Source organism: Streptomyces sp. NPDC006798 (genome assembly GCF_040635975.1).
GTDB lineage: Bacteria > Actinomycetota > Actinomycetes > Streptomycetales > Streptomycetaceae > Streptomyces.
This window is the reverse complement of sequence record NZ_JBEYIS010000032.1, coordinates 70,061-92,155: the sequence shown is the minus strand read 5'-3', so window position 1 is coordinate 92,155 and position 22,095 is coordinate 70,061. Positions and strand designations below refer to the sequence as shown.

General features: G+C 72.2%; 17 protein-coding genes and 3 pseudogenes. 12 read left to right on the top strand and 8 right to left on the bottom strand.

The genetic code is table 11. From position 1 onward, the window contains the following. Positions 1-1,229: pseudogene (locus ABZ714_RS22065) on the bottom strand (ABC transporter substrate-binding protein); the annotation flags it as partial. A gap of 275 nt (positions 1,230-1,504) precedes the next feature. On the opposite strand from ABZ714_RS22065, the gene ABZ714_RS22060 reads away from it, so the two are divergent. Beyond that, positions 1,505-2,383, top strand: a complete 879-nt coding sequence (locus ABZ714_RS22060) for a hypothetical protein (protein WP_358826990.1) — start codon at positions 1,505-1,507, stop codon at positions 2,381-2,383. Positions 2,384-2,410: 27 nt separating this feature from the next. Here ABZ714_RS22060 and ABZ714_RS22055 read toward each other — a convergent pair whose 3' ends face one another. Beyond that, positions 2,411-3,439 carry a LacI family DNA-binding transcriptional regulator gene (locus ABZ714_RS22055; protein ID WP_358826989.1) on the bottom strand — a complete coding sequence of 343 codons (1,029 nt, stop codon included), beginning with the start codon at positions 3,437-3,439 and terminating at the stop codon, positions 2,411-2,413. 214 nt (positions 3,440-3,653) lie between these two features. Between ABZ714_RS22055 and ABZ714_RS22050 the strand changes: the two genes are divergently transcribed. Beyond that, positions 3,654-4,394 carry a type 1 glutamine amidotransferase gene (locus ABZ714_RS22050; protein ID WP_358826988.1) on the top strand — a complete coding sequence of 247 codons (741 nt, stop codon included), beginning with the start codon at positions 3,654-3,656 and terminating at the stop codon, positions 4,392-4,394. A 30-nt stretch (positions 4,395-4,424) separates the two neighbouring features. On the opposite strand, the gene ABZ714_RS22045 is transcribed toward ABZ714_RS22050, so the two are convergent. Beyond that, positions 4,425-5,228 (bottom strand): alpha/beta hydrolase, encoded by an 804-nt coding sequence (locus tag ABZ714_RS22045; RefSeq protein WP_358826987.1) that lies wholly within the window; start codon positions 5,226-5,228, stop codon positions 4,425-4,427. A 175-nt stretch (positions 5,229-5,403) separates the two neighbouring features. On the opposite strand from ABZ714_RS22045, the gene ABZ714_RS22040 reads away from it, so the two are divergent. Next, positions 5,404-6,285 (top strand): hypothetical protein, encoded by an 882-nt coding sequence (locus ABZ714_RS22040; RefSeq protein WP_358826986.1) that lies wholly within the window; start codon positions 5,404-5,406, stop codon positions 6,283-6,285. A 129-nt stretch (positions 6,286-6,414) separates the two neighbouring features. Next, positions 6,415-7,050, top strand: a pseudogene (locus tag ABZ714_RS22035) (IS5 family transposase); the annotation flags it as partial. 183 nt (positions 7,051-7,233) lie between these two features. On the opposite strand, the pseudogene ABZ714_RS22030 reads toward ABZ714_RS22035, so the two are convergent. Together ABZ714_RS22030 and ABZ714_RS22025 are read right to left on the bottom strand one after the other, a co-directional pair. Beyond that, positions 7,234-7,602, bottom strand: a pseudogene (locus tag ABZ714_RS22030) (GNAT family N-acetyltransferase); the annotation flags it as partial. Positions 7,603-7,708: 106 nt separating this feature from the next. Continuing rightward, positions 7,709-8,536, bottom strand: a complete 828-nt coding sequence (locus ABZ714_RS22025) for a hypothetical protein (protein ID WP_358826985.1) — start codon at positions 8,534-8,536, stop codon at positions 7,709-7,711. A gap of 211 nt (positions 8,537-8,747) precedes the next feature. Between ABZ714_RS22025 and ABZ714_RS22020 the strand changes: the two genes are divergently transcribed. Then, complete coding sequence (locus tag ABZ714_RS22020) at positions 8,748-9,572, top strand: lactate dehydrogenase (RefSeq protein WP_358826984.1); 825 nt, start codon at positions 8,748-8,750, stop codon at positions 9,570-9,572. Here ABZ714_RS22020 and ABZ714_RS22015 read toward each other — a convergent pair. From ABZ714_RS22015 to ABZ714_RS22005, 3 genes are all read right to left on the bottom strand, one after another. Then, positions 9,569-11,203 (bottom strand): IS200/IS605 family accessory protein TnpB-related protein, encoded by a 1,635-nt coding sequence (locus ABZ714_RS22015; protein ID WP_358826983.1) that lies wholly within the window; start codon positions 11,201-11,203, stop codon positions 9,569-9,571. The genes ABZ714_RS22020 and ABZ714_RS22015 overlap by 4 nt on opposite strands. Beyond that, positions 11,196-11,771 (bottom strand): IS607 family transposase, encoded by a 576-nt coding sequence (locus tag ABZ714_RS22010; RefSeq protein ID WP_358826982.1) that lies wholly within the window; start codon positions 11,769-11,771, stop codon positions 11,196-11,198. The genes ABZ714_RS22015 and ABZ714_RS22010 overlap by 8 nt, the downstream gene beginning before the upstream one ends. Before the next feature lie 244 nt (positions 11,772-12,015). Beyond that, positions 12,016-12,936, bottom strand: a complete 921-nt coding sequence (locus tag ABZ714_RS22005) for a DUF3152 domain-containing protein (RefSeq protein ID WP_358826981.1) — start codon at positions 12,934-12,936, stop codon at positions 12,016-12,018. 290 nt (positions 12,937-13,226) lie between these two features. Between ABZ714_RS22005 and ABZ714_RS22000 the strand changes: the two genes are divergently transcribed. From ABZ714_RS22000 to ABZ714_RS21970, 7 genes are all read left to right on the top strand, one after another. After that, positions 13,227-13,883 carry a response regulator transcription factor gene (locus tag ABZ714_RS22000; RefSeq protein WP_358826980.1) on the top strand — a complete coding sequence of 219 codons (657 nt, stop codon included), beginning with the start codon at positions 13,227-13,229 and terminating at the stop codon, positions 13,881-13,883. Then, positions 13,880-15,217 (top strand): ATP-binding protein, encoded by a 1,338-nt coding sequence (locus ABZ714_RS21995; RefSeq protein WP_358826979.1) that lies wholly within the window; start codon positions 13,880-13,882, stop codon positions 15,215-15,217. The genes ABZ714_RS22000 and ABZ714_RS21995 overlap by 4 nt, the downstream gene beginning before the upstream one ends. A gap of 384 nt (positions 15,218-15,601) precedes the next feature. Beyond that, the gene (locus ABZ714_RS21990; protein WP_358826978.1) at positions 15,602-16,963 is read left to right on the top strand and encodes a cytochrome P450; all 1,362 of its coding nucleotides are present in this window, start codon (positions 15,602-15,604) and stop codon (positions 16,961-16,963) included. Continuing rightward, the gene (locus tag ABZ714_RS21985) at positions 16,960-18,549 is read left to right on the top strand and encodes a hypothetical protein (protein ID WP_358826977.1); all 1,590 of its coding nucleotides are present in this window, start codon (positions 16,960-16,962) and stop codon (positions 18,547-18,549) included. The genes ABZ714_RS21990 and ABZ714_RS21985 overlap by 4 nt, the downstream gene beginning before the upstream one ends. Before the next feature lie 361 nt (positions 18,550-18,910). Then, the gene (locus ABZ714_RS21980; protein WP_358826976.1) at positions 18,911-20,656 is read left to right on the top strand and encodes a hypothetical protein; all 1,746 of its coding nucleotides are present in this window, start codon (positions 18,911-18,913) and stop codon (positions 20,654-20,656) included. Beyond that, positions 20,637-21,062 (top strand): hypothetical protein, encoded by a 426-nt coding sequence (locus ABZ714_RS21975; RefSeq protein WP_358826975.1) that lies wholly within the window; start codon positions 20,637-20,639, stop codon positions 21,060-21,062. Before ABZ714_RS21980 ends, ABZ714_RS21975 begins: the two co-directional genes overlap by 20 nt. 1 nt (position 21,063) lies before the next feature. Then, the gene (locus tag ABZ714_RS21970) at positions 21,064-22,026 is read left to right on the top strand and encodes a hypothetical protein (RefSeq protein ID WP_358826974.1); all 963 of its coding nucleotides are present in this window, start codon (positions 21,064-21,066) and stop codon (positions 22,024-22,026) included. Positions 22,027-22,095 lie beyond the last annotated feature (69 nt).

Genomic DNA, 22,095 nt, shown 5'->3' with positions numbered 1-22,095 from the left:
TGGTACCAGGTCCAGGCGGCGGTGTCGGCGTCCTGGACGACGCTGCGTTGCAGCCGGGCGACGTCGGCGGGGCGGACGGCGGCGACGATCAGGAGCGGGTCGAGTTCGCTGCGGCGGCTGCGGACGTCGCTGACGGCCTTGATGAGTTCGATGCCGCCGTTGTCGGCGGTCGCCCGCGGGATGAACAGCACGGGTGGGCGGGGTCGTTTGAAGCCGCGCAGGTCCCAGCTCCAGCGGCGGTGGTTGTCGCGGAGGTCCTCGCAGAGCGCCAGCACGTACAGCTGGAGCTGGAAGTCGTCGCCCGTCTTCAGCGCCTCGGCGACCTCATGGGCCCGGGCCGCGATGGCGTTCCAGGAGTGCAGCGGCCGGACCAGGGAGAAGTCGGTAGGGCGGCCGGGTGAGGCGGCGCGGAGAAAGGTCGTGGTCAGGAACCAGCGGCTCTCCCGGCGCAACCAGAGGAACAGCGGCGCCCGGCCGGGGAGAACGTTGTCCAGCAGGACCAGGAAGAGCAGAAATCCGGCACCGGAGGCGACGGCGACGGCCCAGGGGGCGCGGGCGATCAGCGCGCCGAGTACCGCGACCAGGCTGACCGGCAGGATGTGCGCCATGTCGAAGAGGCGCAGCCGGTCGCTCCAGCGGGACGAGCCGCCGGGCCGCCAGCGCTGCCGGGCGAGCTGATCGAGCAGGCTCTGCGCGGGATCCGGCAGCCCGGAGGTGAAACCCGTCGCCGCGGGCATCCGGGGCCAGTCCTGATCGAGTTCGCCGACGGCCTCCTCGATGGCCCGGACCAGCCGGACCCGGGGAAAGGAGTAGCGGCGGTAGAGAGCCCGCCGCCCGTCCCAGCGCCGGGGATCCCCGAGATCGCGTACGAGCCCGGCGGCCCGCCGGACCTCCGTCGGCTCCGCCCGCGCGTCGGTGGCGACGGCACAGCGCGAGCCGTGCGCGTCATGGCCCGTGTACAACTCCTCGATCAGGTGGACGATTTGGTCCTCCGGTTCCGCTGCCGGTACCGGAGTCGTAGCCGGATCCGTCCCGTCCGGGGCTGCGGCCGTTCGGGCCGGGGCGTCCTCGATCTCGGTATGGAGCACGACCACGGGCATGGGTGGACGGCTGCTGCGGAAGTCCCGTACCAGCATCTCCAGACGCCGCTGCACACCGGCGCCCGCCCCGGTCGACATGCCGTGGCGGGCATCGGGGCATTGCGGCAGTTCTCGTTCCTCATTGGGCATGTGTCTCCCCCGTTCTTCTGAGGCTGGCATACGCCGCCACGGCTTTCCGACGCAAGGGAAACGCCGTCGGGTGGCGAAATCTCCCGCGCGGCCTACGGCAGATGTACGCGAACGTGGCCTACAACCATCCCCCGAACGGCCCCGGGTGGACGAACCGGAATATTCTCCCGGCAGGTGCCCGCCGGAGCGGCCCCGGTGCGGGACGTTCCGGCGGCCCCGGAGCGTGCCGCCGAAAACAGGTGACCGGCAGCCTCCCGCCGGGTCATCCTGGCCTCATGGGAGACAGAGCCAACATCGTCGTGGTCCGCGAGAACGGCACACACGAGCTGTACCGGACCGGCTGGGCGGCCGGAATCGATCTCGACCTGCTGGACGGGCCGACGCCGGTACTCGCGATGCTTCCCGGACTCCGCCGGGACGGCTGGTGGCTGGACGACATCATGGCCCAGGGCGGGGTCCTGCTCGACCTCGGCCGGAAAGTGCTTCTGTTCTTCGCCTGGGAGGGACCGAGCACCGAGCTGCGCCACCGCGCGGCGGTGTTCGGGCTGATCCGGGCCGCGTGGCCGGGCTGGGAGGTCCGCTGGCTGTACGACGGCCCGGCCGAACTGCGGGAGTACGCCGGACTGGACCCGGAGTACGTCCGCTGCCGCGATACGGACCTCACTCCGGCTCCGTTCCTCGCCCCCGACGACGAGGACCTGGCCGGGCCCGACCCGGGTGGTGTGGTGATCACGATCGGCACCGGCCGCTGCCATGTCGCCTCCGACGCCTTCGATCATCCCGTCCTCGAAGGCGCCGCCCTGCTCGACCGGCTGGCGGACGCCCCCGGGCACGGCCGCTGCCGTCTGCACGTCAACGCCGGTGTCCATCTCGACCCGGAACGCCGCCGTCTGGGCTGGTGGTCCCTGTTCTCCACGCCGCAGGCCTACGAGGTACCGGAGTTGTGGCCGGGCTGGACGGTGGAGTTCTGGCGGGACGCGTGGGAACGGCACGCCGAAGCCGACGACCGGTTCTCTCCGGCGCCGTTCGACGCCGGACCGGAAGCCAGAGCTGACGTCCTCGCCGAGGCCGGGGAGCGGTCGGCCTCCCGGGCCCGAAACCACGCCCTGGCCGTCCGGCTGCGGACCGCACCACCACGGTCGCAGGAGGGCTGACCGCGACCTGATCACGGACGAAAGGCTCTAGCGGCGGGTCGAGGCGCCGGGCACCAGCGCGCACGGAACGGAGACCGGTCGCGGCGCGCGGCCGTCGAGGAGATCGATCAGCAGCCCCGCGCAGAGCGCGCCGATCCGGCGCGGCGCGAGATCGAGCAGGGTGAGCGGCGGCCGGGGGCCGGGACCGGGGTCGCCCGCCGCGGTGATCTGGAGGTCGCCGGGGACGGAGAGCCCCGCCTCGGCCGCGACGGCCAGCAGCGCTTCGCCGTAGGTCTCGTTGAGGGCGTGGACGCCGTCCGGCCGCCCGGCGGACGCCGCCAGCAGTCTGCGGGCCGCGTCCCGGGCGGACTCGCCCGGAGCGATCCGCTCGACCCGCCCGGCCACTCCCCGCTCCGCGCACCAGCGGGCGTAGGCCCGCTCGCTGTCGAGGGTGTACGAGTCCAGTTCGGGGCCGGTCAGCAGGCCGGTCCGGCGTACCCCGCGACCGTGCAGATGGTCCAGGGCCAGCGGTACGCCCGCCGACATGTCGCCGCTGACATAAGGGATCCGGGCGTGCTCCGGATCGAGCGGGCGGCCGTCGGTGACCAGGGCCAGGCCGCGCCGTACCGCCTCCGCGATCACCGGATCGCCCGCGACCGGGTCCACGACGATCAGTCCGTCCATCGGGATCCGGGTCCACAGATCGCTGCCGGGCCGGGCCGGGACGACGACCAGGGCGTAGTCGCGGTCGACCGCCTCGACGGTGGCCCCGGCGGTGAGGGAGGCGTAGTACGGCCGGTAGGTGCGCTCCCACGCCTCGGCGCTCTGATGTCCGGCGGCCAGGCCGACCACCCCGGTCCGGCCGCTGAGCAGGACCTGGGCCGCAGGGTTGGGCCGGTATCCCAGGTCGTCGGCGATCTCCCGGATCCGTTCCCGGGTCCGGGCGTTCACCTTCCCCTTGCCGTTGAGGGCGTGCGAGACGGTGGTGATGGAGAGCCCGGCGGCCCGTGCGACGTCCTTGATCCCGATCGACCGGGTGGTCTCGGGAGCGTGCTGCGGTCGGGCCGGTCCGGCCATCGCTCGTGCCCTCCTCAGGGTCCGGGGCGCCCCCGGTGGTCCGCGCGTGGTGGTGCGGTGCTGCGGTGCGCACCCAATCTTCGGCCATCCCTTGACTGCCAAAACCTTTTGGCCGAGCATATTGGCCACTCTCACCGCTCAAAAGGTTTTGGCCCCGACGGGCCGCCCCGACCGGCGGCCCCCACCCCTCCCGGACGAGCAAAGGCGGACGACGGTGACCACGCACCCGGGCGCGCCCCGGATCCTGGTGATCCAGCACGAGGACGGCACCGGCCCGGGACTGGTGGGCGCCGAGACGGACGCGGCGGGCCTCGTACCGCACCTCGTCCACCCCTGGCGCGGCGAAACCCTCCCGGCGACCCTCACCGGATACGCGGGCCTGCTCGTCCTCGGCGGCGCGCCCGGCGCCGGGGACGACGACACGGCGCCCTGGCTGCCCGCGGTCCGCGCGCTCGTCCGCGAGGCGGTCGGCACGGGGATCCCGCTCCTCGGGATATGCCTCGGCGGCCAGTTGACGGCCCTCGCGCTCGGCGGCTCGGTCCGGGTCCGCCCGTACGGCCCCGAGATCGGCGCCGTACCGCTGCGCCGACTCCCCGCCGCCGACGGGGACCCGGTCTTCGGCTCCGTACCCGACGGCGCGCCCGCCGCCCAGTGGCACTGGGACGAGATCGCCGAACTCCCGCCCGGCGCCGTACCGCTGCTCACCGGCGCCGACTGCGTCCACCAGGCGTTCCGGGTCGGCCCGAGGGCCTGGGGAGTCCAGTTCCATCCCGAGGTGCTCGGCACCGCCGTCGCCGACTGGGCCCGCTCGGACGGCCCGGCCGCCGCCCGCGCCGGAGCCGACCCGGCCGCCGCCGTCGCCTCGGTCCGCGCGGCCGAGCCCGTACTGCGCGACGTCTGGCCGCGGACGGCCCGGGCGTGGGCGGAGGTCGTCCGGTCGTACGCGCACCGCTGACGGCCCGGGGCCCTGTCGGCGTTCGACGGGTCAGCCGCCGAGCCGGTCCAGGAACCCCGCCACCACGGCGAACAGCGCGTCCGGCCGCTCCAGATGCAGATCGTGCCCGGTCCCGGGCACACTCACGGCCACCGTGCCGGGCCGTCGCCGCAGCATCTCCTCGACCTCGGCCGTCGGTACGAACCCGGACTGCCCCAACACCAGAAGAGTCGGGCAGGTGACGCGCTCCCACTCCTCCCAGAACGTCCGCCGGGCGCCTTCCGCGAGCGAGCGGACCATCACATCCCGGTCGAACCGGGGCCACCAGCCGCCGTCCCGCTCCGCCAGCCCGCCCGCCCACCCCTCGCCCACGGCACCGCCCCCGAGAAACCCGACCGCGGCCTCCCGCGACGCGAACGGCACCGGCCACGAGTCCAGCCACCCGCCGACCTCGTCCGGCACCTTCGGATCCCCGGACCCCGGCCCGGCCTCGACCAGCACGAGCGCCCGGACGAGCCCGGGGTGCTCGGCGGCGGTGAGCATCGCGGTATGCCCGCCCAGGGACTGCCCGATCAGCACGGCGTCCACCAGCCCCAGCCGCTCGGCGACGGCGACGACATCGGCGACGTACGCCGCCCGGGACACGTCCTCGGGCCGCCGCTCACTCGCCCCGTGCCCCCGCTGATCGACGGCGACGACCCGACACCGGCCTTCCAGCAGCCGGGTTGTGGCGTCCCACTCGCCGCTCTGCCCCGCGAGCCCGTGCAGCAGGATCACGGGTCTCCCCGTCCCGCCGCCGTCCCGGCAGACGAGCCGTACGCCGTCACGGTCCACGATCCGCTCGGACCAGGCCATGCGAAGTTCCCCTCCAGGGCTCGGTACGGACCCCGATCATCCCTTGAGGTGGGCATGAGACCCATCGAAATGCGAAGATCACCACGAGCCGCACCCGCCCGGACCCCACGACGGGCCCTGTTGTCCGGCCACTTGCCCCTTGCACAGCCCTTGAACCACCCGGAGTCGTACCGCCATGCCCGTCAGATCCTCCACCGCGCCTCGTGGACTCGCCGTCGCCCTCGCCCTGCTCGCCCTCGGGACGGCGGCCTGTGGGGATGGAGGCATGGTCGTCGACCAGGGCGGTGGCGCGGAGACCACCGCTTCAGCACGGCCCGAGAACACCGCGAAGCCGAAGGAGGAGGCCACGCCGCCGATCGCCGACAAGGCGTCGATACGGACCGCCGAATCAGCGTTTCGGGCATTCATGGACGCTCCCTCGGTGACCATGGAGTGGCGCCTGCCCCGGTGGGAGCAGCAGGGGCGCGCCGTGGTGCAGGCGGGCCGGAGCAAGGAATGCCTGGTGGAGCTGAGAGCCGATCCCGGAATCTCCACCGTCATCATGAGAACCGGCGACAACGCGCACTACGTGAAGATGAACGAGGCGCGGGTCAGGAACGTTCCGGGAATCAGCCCGGAGCAGCGGGAATTCGATGTGGAACTCTTCGCGGACCGCTGGATGGTGAGCCCCGACCGCCCGACGCGGCATGTACGGGGGATGGTCCGTCTGTGCGATTTCCGGTCCGAAATGCGTAAGTTCGTGTCGAAGAAATCGACCGGCGACTCTGACTCCGATCCCTTCACCCGGAAGACGATCACCGAGAACGGCCAACGGCTTCTGGTGCTTTCTTCTTCGGAGAAGGACGCGACGATGGAGTTCACCGTGACCACGGGCCCGAAGCCGGTACTGCGAAGGATGCGGGTGATCGGCGGCAAGGAGCCGTACACGATGACCGTCTCCGCCTACGGGAAGCCGTTCCGCGTCTTCCACCCGGCCCCCGAGGACACCCTGACCGTGGCGGAACTGGAGGCCGCCTACAGGAACGCGCCGGACAGCTTCCTGCGCAACCGGGTGTAGGAACGCGGAAAGCTGCGCGTCGGGCGTCTCTTCGGGCTCGACCGGGCCGCCGACGCGCGGGTGCTCCCGCCCCCGGGTCGCGGCACCCTAGGCCGTTTCTCTCGGAATCATCTGATCGTTGGTTGATGTGTGTCGTTGGCTGACGCCCAGTGGGCGCGCATTGAGCCGTTGCTGCCGGACCCGACGCCGAAACGGGGCGGGCGGTGGCGTGATCACAGGCAGGTGATCGATGCGATCGCGTTCAAGTACCGCACGGGCACGCCGTGGATGGACCTGCCCGAGCGTTTCGGCTCGTGAGCACGCCGCCGGAGCCCGTCAGAAGGGGCTCTGGCCGGCGAGCCGTGCGATCATGCCCTCGGACGGTCCCGCGGCGGGCTGACCACGAAGATCCATTCGGCGGCCGACGGCCGGTGCCGCCCACTGGCCGTTGTCGTCACACCTGGCCAGTCCGGTGACGCACCCGCGTTCACGCAGGTCATGGCCGCCATCCGCGTGACCAGGCCCACGGGCAGACCAAGAACCCGGCCCACGGCAGTGCTGGCCGACCAGGCCTACTCGTCCCGTGCGATCCGCGAGCACCTGCGCAAGCGCAAGATCCAGGCGGTGATCCCGCAGCCGGCCGACCAGATCGCCAACCGCCAGCGCCTCGGCAGCATGGGCGGCAGGCCTCCCGCCTTCGGCAAAGCTGCCTACAAGCTGCGGAACACCGTCGAGCGGTGCATCAGCAAACTCAAGCAATGGCGCGGACTGGCCACCCGCTACGACTAAACGGCAACGGTCTACCGAGCAGCCCTCCACCTCGCGGCCCTGCACATCCGGGCCGCGAGGTGATCCCTAAGAAACGGCCTGGCCGAGGGTCGAGGCGATCGGCTTGCGGTAGCGGACGTACTCGTTGCGGGGGTGGAAGCCCACGCTCCGGTAGAGGTCGTAGGACCCGTACGGATTCGCCGCCTCCTGCTCGCAGGCCGTGGCGGTCCCGCCGAACGCGGCCGTCCGGGTCGTGCCGTGCCGCTGCGCGGGCCAGCGGATTCGGGCTTCCGCCCAGGAGAGCAGGGCCGATCCGATGCCCAGTCCGCGGTGTTCCGGGAGCACGTGACCACGGTGCAGGTACAACCACGTCCCGTCCTGCTCCTGCCACCACCGGATCGTCGAGTAGCCGACGACGTTCCCGTGGTGCTCCACGACGAGCTGGTTCCGGGACGGGTCGTGCAGCGCGGCGCAGGACTCGGCGACCTCTGCTGCCGTGGGGAGCCCCTCCACCACCGAGCGGGTGTCCACCCGGTCCCGTTGCGCACAGCCCAGCCGCACCGCGGCCATCGCGCCGTGGTCGTCCCCGCCCCGATACGGCCGGAAGGCCGTAGCCGGGCGCCCGAACCCGTGGCACGGGGCCGCTGCCGTCGGTCCCGCCCACTCCCTCAGTCGCTCAGCCGGTCGGCCGCCCGGCGACCGTGTCACTGAGCCGTACGACGAAGAACTCGAACTGGTTCTGGCCCTCGTCCCAGCGGGCGACCTCCCGGCAGTCGTCGAACGGCCAGCAGTGCTCGTCGTCCGCGTCCTCGTCCGGGTCTGTGGCTGTGTGGATGGGGGTGGGGTAGAACATCAGCCCGTTCGTCCCGTCGTCGCAGAAGTAAGCGAGATGGGCGCGGAGCCCGGCGTGGGGGACGGCCTCCAGCTTCTCCCGCCACTCCTCATCGGCCTCGCCGTCGTACTCCAGCAGGCTCTCCGGGCCGTGGCCGAGACCGGTGGCGACCCGCATCGCGTCGAAGAGGGTGCCGTCCGAGATCATCCGGTGGACATAGACAGCCCACTCCCCGGGGAAGTCCGGGCCGTTGAGGTCGATCCCGTGCCGTGCCAGCAGCGGCGCCAGGTCCGCGCCCCGGATCATCCCCTCGGTGAAGCAGGCCGCCGCCAGATCGGCCGTGAAGGCCGGGGGCAGCGCGTCGCCGGTGATCTCGTAGATCGAGCGGGAGGCGTCGAACCGTATCACCGGCTCCTCGCCCCGGTCGTACGGCGAATAGTCCCAGACGACCGGCTCGGCGCCGCTGAGCGCCGCCGGGGTCACCCACGCCGGATCGTGGTCGAAATCGATCTCATGAATGAAGTTGCCGCCGAGGTAGACGCCGTACTCGGCGTCGGTGTCGTACTCCGTCAGCGGGCGGTCGAGCAGGATGCCGAACGCCTGAGTGAGCAGGGCCGTCCAGTCGTCGGTGGCCGGGCCGGACGTGGTGGAGCGAGATGGTGCCTGTGTCATGCGGTGATTCTGGGGCAGGAGGGGGCACCGCCGGGGCCGAACCCGCGGTTTCGCCGACCGGGGCACTGACCCCGTGCCGACCCGTGGCGTGGGCCCGGGGCGGTGGGTCAGTTCGCCTCCAGCCACGCCGCCCGCTCCTCCCGACCGCGTTGTCGATTTCTGGTGCCGTGCATCGCGAGGCGGAGGATTGCATCCATGCGGAGCACCGGTGATGGACGACGACGCCGCGAGGTGCGGTGCCAGGGCAGCGTCCCGGACCGCGACGTCCGCCGACGCTCTGGTGGCCGATCTGGAGGATGCGGCCGCCGTGCTCGGCTCGCCGACCCGCCACGCCCGGACCGACGCGGCGGGGATGCTGGAGTGCGAGGCGATCGTCCTCTGCCCCCGCGCCCCGTTCACCAACTCGGCTACCTGCGATGTCCGGATGGCCGGGCTCACCGCCAACGCCCCCCTCATCGGCCGGTTCGGCCGCCATCTGGCCGGATACCGGGGGACGGTCGTCGTCGTCACCAACCCGGTCGATGTCCTGACGCGGCTGTTCGCCGAGGCATCGGGATGTGCCAGGGTCTACGGCGTCGGGGCGGAGACGGACACCGCCCGCTACCGGATCACCCTCGCCCGCGCCCACGGCGTTCCGGTCGAGGCCGTCACCGGAGGGCAGGTGATCGGCGAGCACGGCGAGGCGGCCGTCGCCCGGTGGGCAGCCGTCGGAGGCCGGGTCCTCGCCCACGACCCCGATCTGGTCCGGGCCGCGCTCGCCGACCGTCCCCGCGTCATAGCCCGAGGTCTGGGCCGGGTCCGCTGCGGCCCGGCCGCCGCCGTGGTGTCCGCCCTCCGCGCGGCCTTCGGCCTGACCGACGCCACTGTCGTGCTCTCCACCCGCCGGCCCGACGGCACCTACTCCGGGCGACCGGTCCGCTTCACCGGCGGCATCCCCCACCCCGTCGACCTCGACCTCACCCCCGCCGAGCGCGCCCAACTCGCCGCGGCCGAACGCAAGATCACGGCCGCGCACGCCATCGTCCACCGTTCCTAATCAGTGAGCAGGAGTGAGTCTTGGACCCAAGCCTGTGCACTGCGGACATTCCGAACGGTTCTGGATGTCCTGGTCTCCCGCTTTCGCTCTGTATCCGGCTGCACGGATCGTGTCCGTGGTCCGGGAATACGGGGGCGGGTTCCCTCACGCCTTGGGGTACTCGGTCGGGCCTGGACGGTCCGATGCCCCGCACGATCACTCTGGTCGTGCGGGGGCGGTGCCGTCCGTCGCCGGATCGGGTGCCCTTGGGCGCGTCGTCCGATCGCGATGCTCGCGGCATCGTGACGGGTGGTCTTTCGGTTCTTCGAGGTGAAGGGCTTCTGCCAGTGCTGGGCGCCCCAGCGGCTGGTGTAGGCCGGGTCCACGGCGATGACCGCGATACCGGACTGGTCGGCCATCGAGGTCAGGCGGGCGCGGAGTTTTCCGGTGGGGATGCCGGAGATGATCTGCCGGAAGCGGCGCCGGCGGCCGTGCTCCTCGCGGGTCTTCTCGGCGGTGAAGTCCAGGTCTTCGACGGCGATGGCCTTCACGCCACAGGTCTTGGCCCAGTTCAGCAGGCGCGTCAGGGCGTGGCGGACCTGGGCGTCGCGGTGGTCGGCATTGCCCGACAGGTCGTAGGAGAAGCGGCGCGGTCGGCCGATCGGGTTGCCGTGGGTGTCGAGGCGCCAGACGGCGAGGTGGTCGGCATTGGTGTCGACACCGGTCACCCCGTCGGCCAGGGCGGACTTGATCGGGATGGTCTTCGTCGGGGCGTACTGCCAGGAAGCGGTGATGTACCAACGGCCACGGTCCACATCGAAGTGGATGCGGTACGCGACGGCCCGGTTGGCTTCGATGCGGTCGGCCCACTCGGGGCCGCGGTGCGGGAAGGAGACCTTGCACGCGAGGACGTACCGGCCGTGCCGGGCGTTGGCCAGGTGAGCCAGCGGCGCGGGCAGCTTGATCGACACCTCCCCGTCCGGGGTGACGCGGATCGTTTCGTTGCCGAATCGCTTCCCGCTCTCGCCGTCGGCAGCCAGGAACCAGCGCTCTGCCTCCCAGCGTTCCCGCCTTTGTTCGGCGGTGAGCCGGGCGGCAGCCAGGTTGTGCCGGTTGCGCGCGAGCCGCTTGCCGCCCCGCACCACGCGCACGCGGCCGTTCTCACGGTCAGCGCGTTCGCGCTCCAGCCGGTCTTCGAGCACGCGCAGGCGGCGGGTCCTGTGGAACCACTCGCCCTCGGAACGGTAGCCGCCGGGGGCGTTCTTCGTGCCCTTCGCGCCGATCGGCTGCGACAGGCGGTGCGCGATCGTCTTGATCCCGGCTTCGAGATTCCGGACGTGCGCGAGCTGGCCGCGACGTGAGAGCGCCCACTGATCGTGAGTGGCTTTGGTGACAGCACCGGCCCAGCGCGCCGACGACTCCGGCGTCAGCGAGCGTTTCCGCGCAGCCCATGTATCAGTGGAGTGCTCCAGACCATCCCGGCAGCGGGCCACGAGGTCCTTCGACGCGAGCGAACCCATGTGCACGCCGATCAGACGAAGAACTTCCCCGTCCCCGGCCGTCAGGCGCGTGAGCCGGTCCCGGACCGCCGCACCGGCGGGGCCGAGGGCCACGAACGACGGCACGATCTCGCGGAGTGCGGAGTCAGCCATGCTCGGCGGCCTCCAACGCCTTACGGGCACGGTTCTTCGCCGACCGGCGGCCATACAGGCGGGCGCAGAACGACGTCAGCACCTCCACCATGTCACGCACCAAGCCGTCTTCGGCCTCGCCGTCATCCAGGACGACGAGACGGCGGCCGTGTGCGGACAGGGCTGCCTCGACGAGTTCGACGTTCATGCGGCCGAGCCGGTCCTTGTGCTCCACGACCACGCAGGTCACGTCCGGATCGGCCAGCAGGCGACGGACCTTGCTGCGACTGCCGTTCATACCCGAGCCGATCTCGGACTCGACCCGGACGACCTTGCCGCCCGCCTTGGCCGCCCACGCGGACAACCGGGCCAACTGCCGCTCCAGATCGCCCTTCTGGTCGTGCGAGGAGACACGGACATACAGCCCCAGGCCGCTCACCGCATCCGGAGCGGTGCTGGTCTCGATGTTCACCAGGATCGTGCGCGGCCCGACCCGCTGAGCCGGTACCGGCAACGTCCCCTCACGGAACCAGCGATACGCGGTCTGCGGATGCACGCCCTGCGCCTTCGCCCATTCCGTCAGATTCACACTCTGACAACGACACCCACTCATACATGGTTACGCTCACTTACCCGACCTCAAAAGCCAGCAAGTGAAGACCCCCCGCCCTGACCCTCACTCCGTACCACCACCCTCCTGCCCGGCCGGAAAGCCCTCGGCTGGCTCGTCTTCGAAGCCCCCAGAACGTAGAAGATCGCCAGCGTGCGGATCGGCAGCACCTACGCCGATCAGGAGGTCGGGTGGAAGCTGTCGTAACGCCGCCCGCCCCGCGTCACGGCACCTTCGGGCCGTCGATCAAGTCGCCCTCGGCGTCGTGGACCCAGGGGTTGGCCACACAGCCCTTGAGGCCCTTGATCTGCTGCATCATCGCGGGGGCCGGGCGGCCGGGGCCGGGGCAGGTGCGGTGGCCGTGGCCCAGGACGTGGCCGGCCTCGTGGTTGATGATCAGGGCGTGGTAGTCCTCGGGGCGGTCGGGGTACTGGTCGCTGAGTTCGACCCAGCGGCGGACGTTCACCACCAGATGCGGTGCGTTGGCGCAGTTGACCTGGCCGCCGGTGTCGAGGCCCCAGGCGCCGCAGAGTTCGTCGGTGGTGCCGGGGGAGACCACGTGGACGAGCATGTCGTACGGCGGGGAGTCGACCAACTGGAAGGACGCGGCGCCCTGCCGGGTCCAGCCCCGGGGGTCGGCCAGGATGCCGTGGATCTCGGCGGCCGTGTCGTCGGCGTCGAGGCCGGTGCCGTGTTCCACTTTGACGCCGTAGCGGACGAGCCGCCCCTTGGTTCCGGCGCGCTCGCCGGTGCCCCGGGCCCAGGTGTACGTACCGGGGCCGTTCTCCTGGTAGCGGGGGCGGGCGGGCGGTCGGTCCTTGCCCCGGGACGGGGGTTCGGCGGCGGGGGCCGCGCGCTTCGGCGGGGCGGCGGACGTGTCGGGGTCGGGGACGGTCCCGGCCTGCGGTGACGGGGAGCGTTTCGCGGAGGCCTCGGTACCGCCGCCGGGGAGCAGTTGCAGCCCGGCCCATCCGGTGGCGGCCGTACAGAGGAGCAGCAGCAGGACGCGTACGGCGGTGGCGGCGGGGGAGCGGCGGCGGCGCCCGGCCCGGCGGGATCCGGGTCTCCGCGCACCGGCCGGGGGTGCCGCGCGGTGGGACCGGCGGCTCCTCGGGCGGGGTGCGGTGGGGAGCCGGTCAGCCATGGGAGTTCAGCCTTCGTCGGGGACGTTCGGAGCCGGGCCGCGTCCGTGCGCGGGCCCGCCCGGGGCGTGCCGGTCCGGGGACGGGGGTGGTCCCACGGGCCGGGACGGGAGGGACGGTCCGTACGACCGTGTCCGGGGTCCGGGCGGGCGGTGTCCTGCGACGGACGCGGCCCACTCTCAGTTGACCCGAAGGCGCGTGCGATCACGGTGAGCGTATCCACTCACATTGTCTTCACATCGGACGCGGATACTTGAGCCAGTTCGGACGTGGCGAGGAGCGGTGGAAGCGTATGCGGGTGCTGGTGGTCGAGGACGAGGAGATGCTCGCGGAGGCGATGGCCGAGGGGCTGCGCGACGAGGGGCTCGCGGTGGACGTGGTCCACGACGGCGAGGCGGCGCTGGAGAACCTGGCGGTGCACGCGTACGACGTGATGGTCCTCGACCGGGATCTGCCGCTGGTCCACGGTGACGAGGTGCTGCGCCGTACGGTCGCCGCGGGCGCGGAGGTACGGGTCCTGATGCTGACCGTCTCCACCACCGTCGCCGAGCGGGTCGCCGGGCTCGGTCTGGGCGCCGACGACTATCTGACGAAGCCGTTCGCCTTCGCCGAACTCGTCGCCCGGATCAGGGCGCTCGGCCGCCGCTCGCGGCCCGCCGTGCCGCCCGTCCTGGAGCGGGCGGGGATCCGGCTTGATCCGCATCTCCGGCAGACGACCCGGGACGGCCGGTACATCGCCCTGTCCCGGAAGGAGTTCGCGGTGCTGGAGGAGCTGCTGCGGGCGGACGGCGCGCCGGTCTCGGCCGAGTCGCTGCTGGAACGGGCCTGGGACCAGAACGTGGACCCGTTCACCACGGTGGTACGGGTCACCATGCGGTCCCTGCGCCGCAAGCTCGGCGGGGAACCGGTGATCGAGACGCTGACCGGCGTCGGTTACCGGATCCGATGATCCGGCGCGCGCTCGGCGGCAGCCTGCGGGTCCGTCTCACGGTCGTCTTCGGTCTGCTGTTCTTCGTCGCGGGGGCGGCGATCTTCGGCGGGGCGCTGATCCTCGTCGGGAACAGCATGCGGTACACCCTCTCCCTGCCCTTCGGCACGGCCGACTCGGCCCCGCCGTCGGCGAATCCGTCACCGGAGCCGACGGACGGCCCCACCGGGGGACGGGTCTTCTTCCCCGACCCGGAGTCGCCCTGGCCCGACGATGTGGCCCCGGGCCCGACGGGGACCCCGAACGACCGGCCGTCCACCGAGCCGTCGACCTGGGCCGAGGCGGCGGGCAGGCCGGAGGTGCGGATCGATCCGGCGTCCCGGGAGCACGTCCTCGCCACCATGAGGACCAATCTGATGGCCAAGGGCGGACTGACCGTGCTCGGGGTCGGGGTGGTCGCCACCACCGCGGGCTGGCTGGTCGCCGGGCGGCTGCTGCGCCCGCTGAACCGGATCACCTCCACCGCCGAGCGGATCGCGGGCCGTACGCTGCACCAGCGGATCGATCTCGACGGGCCGCCGGGCGAGGTGAAACGGCTCGCGGACTCCTTCGACAGCATGCTGGACCGGCTGGACCAGGCGTTCGTGGGCCAGGACCGGTTCATCGCCAACGCCGCCCATGAGCTGAAGACCCCGCTGGCGGTGGGCCGGACCCTGGTGGAGGTCGCCGTCGCCCGCCGGGACGCGCCGCAGGAGGTCCGCAGACTGGGCGAGAACCTGCTCGCGGTCAACGAGCGCCATGAGCGGCTGATCGACTCGCTGCTCACCCTGGCCCGGGCGGAGAGCGCCCCCGCCGAACGGCATCCCGTCGATCTCGCGGCCGTCGCCGGGGCCGTGCTCACCCATACGGCTGCCGACGCGGAGCGCCGGCGGCTGCGGGTGGAGGCCGCGCTCCGGGCCGCGCCCGCCCTGGGCGATCCCGTACTGCTGGAACAACTGGTCCGCAATCTGGTCGACAACGCCGTCAAGTACAACGTGACCGAGGGGCTGCTCCGGATCAGGACGGGCACCGGACCGCTCGGTGCCTTCATCTCCGTCACCAATACCGGCGCGTCGATCGACGCCCATGAGATCCCGGTGCTCTTCGAGCCGTTCCGGCGGCTCACCGACCGGGTGGGTTCGGCGCGCGGCAGCGGACTCGGGCTCTCCATCGTGCGGGCGGTGGCCCGGACGCACCAGGGCGACGTGAGCGCCGAACCCAGGGCCGGAGGCGGACTCACGGTGACGGCCACCCTGCCGTCGCCGGATTCCCGGGGCGGCGGCTCCCCGGGGGCAACTGCCCACTCCCCGCGGTGAGCTGAGAGCCGGACGGCCGTCGCCCGCGACCCTCGGCGGCCGTCGGGCGCGAGTCGTACCGGAAACAGCCATTCCGGTACGGAAATGCTTTCGAGTGGTCCCTCGTATCACTCCGGCGGGTCGGAGTGGCACATGGCACTTCGGACGGACTCAGTGTTTCAATCCGTATGCGTACTTTGCGTATCTCGCCCGTACGCCCGCTCGTCCCTGCCGTCACTGCGTCAGGTTGAAAGGCGGTCCGGACGACGGAGTCCGGATCAGCAGCGGGCCAGTGGGCGGCGAACCCGCTCCGGTGCGAGGGCGTAGGTGCGCGCGACGAATCCGGCTTTCATCACGACCAGGCGACAGGTATGTCCTGCCGTCCCCGCAGTAAGGGTTCTTCACGTGAGCACGACAATGATCGCGCCCGAGCGTTCCTACCGTCTCGGCCGCGCCCCCGGCGGGCTGCCCGTCCTGGGCAACGCTCTCCAGCTCTTCCGCCACCCCCTCGACTTCCTGCCCGGGCTGCGTCATGAGGGGGATCTGGTCCAGCTCCGCATCGGCCCCGCCACGGCCTATCTCGCCAGCACCCACGACGTGGTCCAGGAAGTGCTGCACAACCCCAGGACGTTCGACAAGGGCGGGGAGTTCATCGACACGATGAAGCTGCTCCTCGGCGACGGCGTCGGCACCTGCCCCGCCGCCTCCCACCGGCGGCAGCGGCGCTTCATCCAGCCCGCCTTCCAGCGCGACCGGCTCACCCGCTACGGCAGGGTGATGGAGGACGAGGCCGCCGCGCTCGCCCGCACCTGGCGGCCGGGCGGGCTGATCGACGCCGGGACCGAGATGAGCCGTCTCACCACCCGGGTCACCGCCCGGATGATGTTCTCCGCCGATATCGCCGCCGACGCCGTCGCCGAGGTACAGCGCTCCTTCCCCGTCGTCTGGAAGGGCGTCTACCGGCGGATGATCATCCCCTTCCCGCTGCTCCACGCCCTGCCCACGGTCGCCAACATCCGCTTCGGACAGGCCCTGCGGCGGCTCGACGACGTGATCGCCCGGATGCTCGCCGCCTACCGCGCCGACTCCACCGAACGCGAAGACATCCTCACCGTCCTGCTGAACGCCCGCGACGAGCGCACCGGCCTCGGCCTCACCGACGCCGAGATCCGCGACGAACTGATGACCGTACTCGCGGCCGGAGTCGAGACCCCCGCCTCCGGCCTCACCTGGGCGTTCCATCTGCTGGCCGAGAACCCCGACGTGGAGGGCAGGCTGCTGCGCGAGGTCGATCTCGTCCTCGCCGGACGCCCCGCCCGGCTCGAAGACCTCCCCGCCCTGCCGTACACCCAGCGGGTCGTCGCCGAAGCCCTCCGGCTCTACCCGGCGGTCTGGTTCATCACCCGCCGGGCGGTCACCGACACCCGGCTCGCCGGACACCCCGTACCCGCCGGGTCGAGCATCCTCTTCAGCCCCTACGCGCTCCACCGCGATCCGGCCGTCTTCGCCGACCCCGAACGCTTCGACCCCGACCGCTGGCTCCCCGAGAACGCCTGCCGACTGCCCCGCAACGCCAATGTCACCTTCGGCGGCGGCAGCCGCAAGTGTCTCGGCGACGTCCTCGCCAACCACGAGGTCACCCTCGCCCTCGCCTCGATCACGGCCGCCTGGCGGCTCCGCCCGCTGCCCGGCCACCGGATCCGGCCGGTGGCCAAGGCCGAACTGACCACCGGTCCGCTGCCGATGACGACGGAGCCCCGCGCATGACCACCACCGCGTTCACCGCGACCGGCGGCACCCGCCCCCGGTCCGCCCCGCAGCAGCCGGCCGGGCACGAGCCGGCCGCCTACCCGTCCGCAGGTCACCAGGCGGCCGTCTGTCCGGGCGCCCCGCAGCAGCCGGTCCCGTACCAGCCCGCGCCGCAGCAGCCCACGCCCTACCAGCCCGCCCCGCACCCGGCGGACCCGGTGGCCACCCGACTTGTGACGGCCGACGCCGACCCGGCCGCCCGGTCGGGCCCCGGGGACGACCCCACCCGCGCCGCCGACCCCGCCACCGGCGCCCTGCTCGAACTGTGGCCCGCCCCCGGCCACCCCCTGCTCACCCTCGAACCCCATATCTCCCCCTGGCACGACCAGCTGGAGGCGGCGGTGATGAACTGGGCCGACGCCTACGATCTGCTCGACAGCCCGGCCGCCCGCGACCGGCTCGCCCGCAGCCATCTCGGCACCCTGATCGCCCGCTCCTACCCCGCCATGGGCCTGCATCGCGCCGAAGCCGTCGCGGGCTGGTTCACCTGGGCGTTCGTCATCGACGACTGTCATGACCGACAGCCCGAGGGGACCATCGACCACGACTCGTCCGCGTTCCGCATCCTGCGACTGCTGACCCCCGACGCCACCCTGTCCGCCACCACAGCCAGCCGGCTCGACGCGATACTGGCCCGGGTCTGGCACGACCTCGCCCGCGACCGGAGCGCGGCCTGGCGAATGCGCTTCACCCTTCATATGACCCATTTCCTCGCCGCTTTCAAATACGAGTCCCTCAACCGCCGCCACCACCACACGCCCGGGCTGCTCGGCTACACCCAGCTCCGCCGCGCCTCCGGCGGGATCACCCCGTCCCTCGATCTGCTGGAGGTGGCCTCCGACCGGGAGATCCCCCCGCTTCTGCACGAGTCGGACCAGTTCCAGACCATGTTCAACCGGGCGTCCGACGTGGTCGTCTGGGTCAATGACATCGTGTCCCTGCGCAAGGAACTCGTCGCCGGCGAGACCACCAACGGGGTTCTCGTCCTCGCCCGGGAGCGCGGCTGCGGCCTCCAGGAGGCCATCGACGCCGTTTACCAGCGGGTGGGCCGCTGGGTCGACGAGTTCCGGCAGGCCAGGGAGGAGCTGAGGATCCTCTCCGGCCAGTGGCTCGGCCTCACCCGGGGCGAGCGGCAGGCCGTCGAGTCGTACGCGGACGGCATGGAGGCGTGGATGCGCGGCAACCTCGACTGGTCCTTCTGCTCCGATCGCTACCAGCGGGCCGACGGCGTCCGGCTGACCAGCGACACCGATCTGGTACGGGGCGCCGGGCCCGCGGAACCCGTCCGGCCCGCCGGTCCGGGAAGGCCCGCCGGATCCGGCCGCGAGCACGGACCGGGCGCGGACCAGAGCCACACCCAGGGCCACGGCCACGGTCAGGGCGGCGGCCACGGTCACGGCCAGAAGCACGGCCACGCGTCCGGCCGGGGCCACGGAACCGGCCACGGTCAGGGTCACGGCCACCACCACGGTCACGACCACGACCACGGGTACGACCGGGGCTGGCACGAACCCGCCCCCCGCTCCCGCGTCGAGGCGTCCTGACCCGGCCGGGCCGCGCCCGGCGCCGTACCGGCGCGACCGGCAGGAACCACGGCGGCGGCGGATAGCCGAAGCCGCCCGGCGGGTAGGTCCCCTTCGGGAACGTACCGGTGGATCCCCCGGCAAGGGGATCCGCCGCAACGGAGCCGGGCCGTCCACCTCTTCGACGGGGCGGACGGCCCGGCTCCGGCCGTCGTACGACGGAAAGCGCCGCCACCCATACGACAAAAGGACCCCGGCCCCAGCGGGCGAACGACGTCCCCGCAGGTGGGCCGGGTCCGCCCCGCCGAAAGTGTCCAACGGCCCCCCTGACGCGTTGTGCGTGTCATACGATCCTGCACCTCCACCCAGAACGGAGCCGACTGTGACCGTTATCGCGGTGCCCGGCCCAGCAGGTGCGGAGCCCGGGAAGCGGGGCGGGAACCGATTACGCGAACCCGTCGCCCCCGAGGCCAGCGACGCCTGCCGCTACCTCTGCACCGGAGTCCAGACCGACGACCGCTTCCGCTCCGAGGTCATCGAGGAGTTGGGCGTCCACCAGGAGCGCTTCACCGCCCCCTCCTTCGGTATCGACGCGGCCCGGATCCTCGCCCACGCCCATCACGCCCGCCGGCGCGAACTCGCCTGGTCCATCGGCATCCTCGCCCTCTGGGTGGTCGCGATCCCGCTGACCGGCGGCCAATTCCTCGTACTGATGATCCCCAGCCTGATCCTCGCCCTGGTCGCCCGGATGGACTCCACCGGCCGGAAGACCCCGGCGGCGGGCCGGGCCCTGCTCTCCCTGCTGCGCTGGTCGGCCCGGCTGATCCTGGCCTTCCTGCTGCTGTGGCTGCTGGTCCGGGGGATCGGCGGATTCTTCGCCGACGACAACGCCGACGAGTCGGTGGTCAGTGAGGGCGGCACCACGTCGCTGGGCGACCTGTTCTCCTTCTTCGACATCACCGCACGCCCCCACGGCTACGCCCTGCTGGCCGTCTTCCTCTACGCGGGCCTGGTCTTCCTGGTCGGACTGCGCCGCGCCCAGGTGGCCCAGCTGCTGATCGGTACGCTTTCGGCCGCCCGCTTTCCGCACACCGCCGACGACCCGGCCGAGCGGTCCGCCTCCACCGGACAGCGGCTGCGGATGGCGGTGATCCGCGAGGAACAGCACGCGCCGCTGGTCATGTACCACATGGAGAGCCCGTTCCGGGGCGCGGGCGAGGCGTTCCAGCCGTGGACCACCACGGTGGAACTCCGGCCCCGCAAGGGGCGCGAACCCAGCACACTGGACAACCGCACCGTCATCGAACGGGTCCGGCCGCTGGTCGAGGCGTTGACCGTGCCCGCGCCCCATGACTCGCCCGACGCGGCCGACGCGGTACGCGACCGGCTCCGGGAGCTCCGTACCGACGAGGTCGTCTTCCTGCCCGCCGACGGGATCACCGCCCGGGGAAGCGCGCCCTACGACCCCGAAGGCATCGAGAAGCATCACCGCGACGCCGTCGAGGAGGGCGGCGAGGCCCGGCGGCACTTCCTGCGGATCAGGGTCGGCGGCTGGCACGAGGACATCGTCGTCACCGTTTTCGTCCGGGTGCACACCCAGGGCGGCATGCTGATGCTGGAGTTCGCGCCGCATGTGCTCCAGCCGGTGCGATCCGCCTTCCGCGACGCGGAGCGCGACGCCCACCGCTATGCGGCGGGCGGGGTGCTCGGCAAGATCGCCTGGGCGGTGGCCCGTACCCCCGCGAGCCTCACGTCGAGTGTGGGGACCGTCTACCGGACGGCCGTCGAGAGCTGGGACGGATACACCGGCGGCTATGCCGATGCCCTGCCCGAGGGGCCCGCCGTCGCCGTCCGCGAACGGGGCGCCGAGGACGGCGGATCCCTGTTCCAGCAGATGGACGTGGTGCGCTATCTGCGCAGCATCCAGGACCGGGTCACCGAGGGCGTCAAGTACTCCCTGTACGACGCGGGCTGGCAGACCGAGGAGTTCGAACAGAAGATCATCAATGTCAGCGGAGGCGTCTACATCGACAGCGCCAACAACAGCGCCTTCGGATTCGGCGAGAACAGCACGGCGAAAGTCGCCAACTTCAACAAGGGGGCAGAGCATGGCGACAAGGACGACTGACCACGGCGGGGACCCGGAGCGCGACGCCCGCGGCGGCGCCGCCGACCCGGTACCGCCCGTCCACATCGGCTCGGCGAACAACAGCGCCTTCGCCTTCGGCAGCCACGCCAGGGCGTCCACCGTCAACAACCCCACGGCCCCGGGCGGCGACCCCGTCCAGCTCGAACTGCTGGAAGCGGTCCGCACCCTCCGCGCCGATCTGGAACGGCTGGTGCCCACCCCGGCGATCGAGGTGCTCGACGCCGAACTCGTCGAGGCCGAGGCGGAGATCAGCTCGGCGGGCGCGGCCGGGCCCGCCCGGCTCGAACGGCTCCGGACATCGCTGGCCGCGGCCGGTGAATGGGTCGGCGCCCTCGGCTCCGGGGTCGCCGTGGCCCAACTGGTAACCGCTCTCGTCGGAGGCTGAGATGGCCGGTGAGAGCCATTGGAACCCGGACAGCCAGCGCTGGGAGCCCGGCCCCGAACCGGCTTCGTTCCGGCGGTACGAAGCCGGGGACGGCGACGGTCCCGCGGCCGGTGGCGGGGGCACGGCGGGCCCGCCGCCCCCGCCCCCCGAGTTCCCGCCCGTTCTCCCGGCGCCGGACACCGAGCCCTCGATCCGGATCGGCGGCGGGGAAGCCGACGACGGCGAACCCCCCGACCCGGGACGGCGCGCTCCGGTCGTGGCGATCGTCGCCGCCGCCCTGGCCGCCGTGGGGATCGCGGCCACCCTCTGGTTCACCGTGGGACCCGGTGACGAGGACGGGAAACCGACCGCGGGCTCGTCCGCCTCGGCCGCCGCCTCGTCCGGCGAGAGCGCCCCGGCCCCGTCGGCATCGGCGTCGGATCCGGCTTCGGCGAGCGACGATCCGGCCTTCCCGTCCGACGAGCCCTCGGCCGGTCCGTCCTCGTCCGACAGCGCGTCGACCGACACCACGACCGCCCCCGACGGCTACCGGGTCACCACCGACCCCGAGGGCTTCACCCTCGCCGTGCCCGAGGACTGGTCGCGCTCGACGGTCGGCGCGAGCGTCTTCTACACCTCGCCCGACGGCACCGCCCTGGTCCAGATCTTCGAGATCACCGAACCCGGCTACACCCCGGCCGACGCCGTCGACTACGCCAACAAGGACCTGGCCGGCCGGGCCGCCGACTACAAGGCGCGCAGTGTCGGCCCGGTCACCGGCGGCCCGGAGAACCCGTCCGGCGACGCCGCCGAACTCGTCTACGCGTACGACAGCGCCGAGACGGGCGGCGTACGGGAGTGCGTCGAACGGGTCTTCACCGCCACCGACTACACCATCTACGCCGTACTGACCTGCGCCTCCGCCGAACAGAGCCCACTGGAGCGGCAGGTGCTCGACACCGCCCTGGCGCACTTCGAGCCCTGACCGGCGGGCCCGTTCGCGCCGACCGCGACGCCGGTCCGCCCCGGGCTGTCGGAAGGTTCTCGTATGCTC